Source organism: Shewanella sp. SM101, assembly GCF_025654465.1.
Lineage (GTDB): Bacteria > Pseudomonadota > Gammaproteobacteria > Enterobacterales > Shewanellaceae > Shewanella > Shewanella oncorhynchi.
The window spans coordinates 11,308-14,175 of sequence record NZ_JAKKRH010000081.1; the positions used below are offsets into that span (position 1 = coordinate 11,308).

Consider the following 2,868-nt stretch of genomic DNA (forward strand, 5'->3'; position numbering starts at 1 on the left):
GAGAAATATGTGGGGGTCAGTGTAAACTTTAATTGATCAGCATACTTTTCCTAATCCCACTATCCACCTTTAGAGCCCTAGCTCTGAGTCGTTTATGTCCAAAAATGGGCTAGTAAATCACTCTGCACCAGCCTGATTCACGCGAGTCCCTAAAACCCGCCCTAGAGCCCAGTTTGCGGCTATTCTGTGGCGTTTTTGCCCTAGAATGAATCAAACTCACGAGAACCGATTAAGACCCATATATGGCCTGTTATTCCCATTCCGACTAGTTATATCGCGTGTTGATTAGTTTGTAGGCAAAAGAGGTTGTATTAATAGAATAGTTAATCTGAATTTGATTATGCAGATTATTCATGTCTTCCGTTAAAACCTGCCACTAGTTCCCTGTTTTGAGTTGTTAGATCTCTAGAGAACTGATCTAAGCTCATGCAAAAAAACGATATTGCATTTGTTTATGCTCGATGGTGACCGATTGTATTTAACCGTGGAACAACGGCGGCCTCCCTCTCATTCAGCGAGTTTATAATTTACGTTAAAAGTGCACTTTAGGTACTAATAATTTGCAATTAATAAACTTCGCTTCTATAGTCGGTTTAATTTACTCTGTATTTTGGTACTTATGGTGCAACTATGTCATCAAAAATAAACTGGCTGATTAATCATACGAGCCCTGGTGCGGTAGTGCTTCAGTCGTGGTTGACACAAAATGAGATCAGCTCATCTTTGGTGAGAAAATATGTGCAGAGTGGTTGGTTGTACAAGATAAGTGCGGGGGTTTACGTTCGTCCTGAGTCAACAGGTAAGTTACAGCCTCATTGGGTTGAAGCGCTCAAGGCTGTGAATGAGCAGCTAAAGCTTCCTGTACACCTTGCGGGAGTCAGTAGCTTAACGCATCAAGGGCTTAGTCATTATCTTCAACTAAGCAGCGAGCAAGTTTGGGTTGGCTGTCAAAGTAAGCAGGCGTTACCAAAGTGGTTCCGCGAATTGGAGGAGCAAAATTGGCTTTTCTATACCAGTAGCAAGCTGACCCAAACGTTGGAAAAAGACTTTATTACTATAGGGGTGAACAATAGGGAAGTTAAGGCAAGTTGTGCGGAGCTTGCAGCCTATGAGGTCGTCAATGCCATTGGCAAACATATCAGTTTTGAGCATGCCGCGGAGCTGTTTCAAGGGTTAGTGAATCTCAGTCCACGTAAAATACAGTCAATACTGAATCGAAGTGAAGCCGTACAAGCTAATCGCGTATTTCTCTTTTTAGGCCACTACTATCAACATCAGTGGAGCAAAAGGCTAGATGAGCAGCAAATCACGCTAGGCGTGGGAAAGCGTCAGGTGGTGGCTCATGGCCGTTACGATGGGCGGTATCAAATAACAGTGCCGGCATCGTTTATTAAGACAGAAGAAAATCAATATGAATAAGTCATCGATATACTACCAGCAAGTGACCTTGCTTATTCGGATGCTGCCGCTCGTCGCCCAAGAGAAGGTATTTGCCCTAAAGGGCGGTACGGCTATCAACCTATTTGTGCGCAACTTCCCACGCTTATCGGTCGATATCGATTTGGCTTATCTTCCTTTGGAGCCAAGGGAACAAGCGCTACAAAGTGTGAAGGAAGCGCTTGGTCGTTTGACTGCGCAGATCAATCTACAACCGAACCTTAGTGCAGTATTTCAAGACAATAAATATGATGAGCTCAGGGTTGTCGTGACAAGTGATAGAGTCACAATAAAAATTGAAGTCTCTCCTGTTGCGAGAGGTACGCTACACAAAGCGGTATTAATGCCAGTCGTTGAGTTAGTTGAAGAAGAATTTGGGTATGCAGAGATCCCCGTTGTAAGCCTGCCTGATCTATACGGTGGTAAGTTATGTGCAGCGATGGATAGACAGCACCCAAGGGATCTTTTCGATGTGAAAATGCTGCTGGCGGAAGAGGGGATCAGTCGAGAGATTTTGGTCGGCTTTCTCACTTATACACTTAGCCATCCAAGGCCTATTAATGAAGTGATGTCTCCACGCTGGAAACCGCTTGATGAAAGCTTTCAAACTGAATTCAATGGAATGACGACAAAGCCGATTAAACTCGATGAGCTGATTTTAACTCGCTCAGAAATGCTGATAGCGTTGCAGCATCACTTTACTGCAAAAGACAGAGACTTTTTATTATCCTTTAAACAGGGTCAGCCTGATTGGTCATTGTTTGATGAACCGAGCGTCGCGGCACTACCTGCGGTGAGATGGAAGTTATTGAATATCCAAAACCTAGCGAAAAACAAATCCAAGCATCAAGAACAACTCATTAAACTGGCTGATGTATTGGAAACGTGGGTTGCAGGTCGGATACTGTAATGTGCAGTGTATTGCCGATTTTATCTGATAGTTCGCTGTTTGTGGGCGTTACTTTGGTTCGACTGGTTATTGGACCGTCTCTATTCAGCTGCAGACATGTTACCCGATCACCTTACGCTTAATGACGCGCTGATATCAAACAATCCATTACAGTGATCCGCTCAATCGCGTAACTCAACTAATCGCCAGCAAGGTACCATGCTTAAATAACTGCAAAAAGCGTTAGTATTGCCACCACAGATGATCATGACTGTGGATGCCGTAACTGCCTAAGTGTAGTGGTCAAGTAAAATTGGCCACGGTTTTAGAGTCATTCCAATATAAACGTTCTGACTCATTTGGCGTTAACCCACCATTATATTGATGGGGTCTGGTCTCACTGTAATATCCAGTGATGTAATTTGTGATCTCTTTATCTGCTTCTGTAAAATTCCCATAACCACTGGCGGGTATCCACTCAGATTTCAAACTTCTAAAGAAACGCTCCATTGGTGCGTTATCCCAACAATTCCCGCGACGAC

Annotated in this window: 3 protein-coding genes; 2 read left to right on the plus strand and 1 reads right to left on the minus strand. The window is 43.7% G+C overall.

The window, feature by feature from the left end; genetic code table 11:
* Nucleotides 1-630 precede the first annotated feature (630 nt).
* Nucleotides 631-1,419 carry a type IV toxin-antitoxin system AbiEi family antitoxin gene (locus tag L5M38_RS23220; RefSeq protein WP_263168273.1) on the plus strand — a complete coding sequence of 263 codons (789 nt, stop codon included), beginning with the start codon at nucleotides 631-633 and terminating at the stop codon, nucleotides 1,417-1,419.
* On the plus strand, nucleotides 1,412-2,347 hold the full coding sequence (locus tag L5M38_RS23225) for a nucleotidyl transferase AbiEii/AbiGii toxin family protein (protein WP_028760212.1): 936 nt from the start codon (nucleotides 1,412-1,414) through the stop codon (nucleotides 2,345-2,347). The genes L5M38_RS23220 and L5M38_RS23225 overlap by 8 nt, the downstream gene beginning before the upstream one ends.
* Nucleotides 2,348-2,629: 282 nt before the next feature.
* On the opposite strand, the gene L5M38_RS23230 is transcribed toward L5M38_RS23225, so the two are convergent.
* A partial coding sequence (locus tag L5M38_RS23230) for an integrase core domain-containing protein (protein ID WP_263146819.1) occupies nucleotides 2,630-2,868 on the minus strand: 239 nt, incomplete at its 5' end.

Bases quoted from the DNA above. Each gene is read 5' to 3' on its own strand.
- L5M38_RS23220 (WP_263168273.1), top strand. From the start codon at position 631: ATGTCATCAAAAATAAACTGGCTGATTAATCATACGAGCCCTGGTGCG.
- L5M38_RS23225 (WP_028760212.1), top strand. From the start codon at position 1,412: ATGAATAAGTCATCGATATACTACCAGCAAGTGACCTTGCTTATTCGG.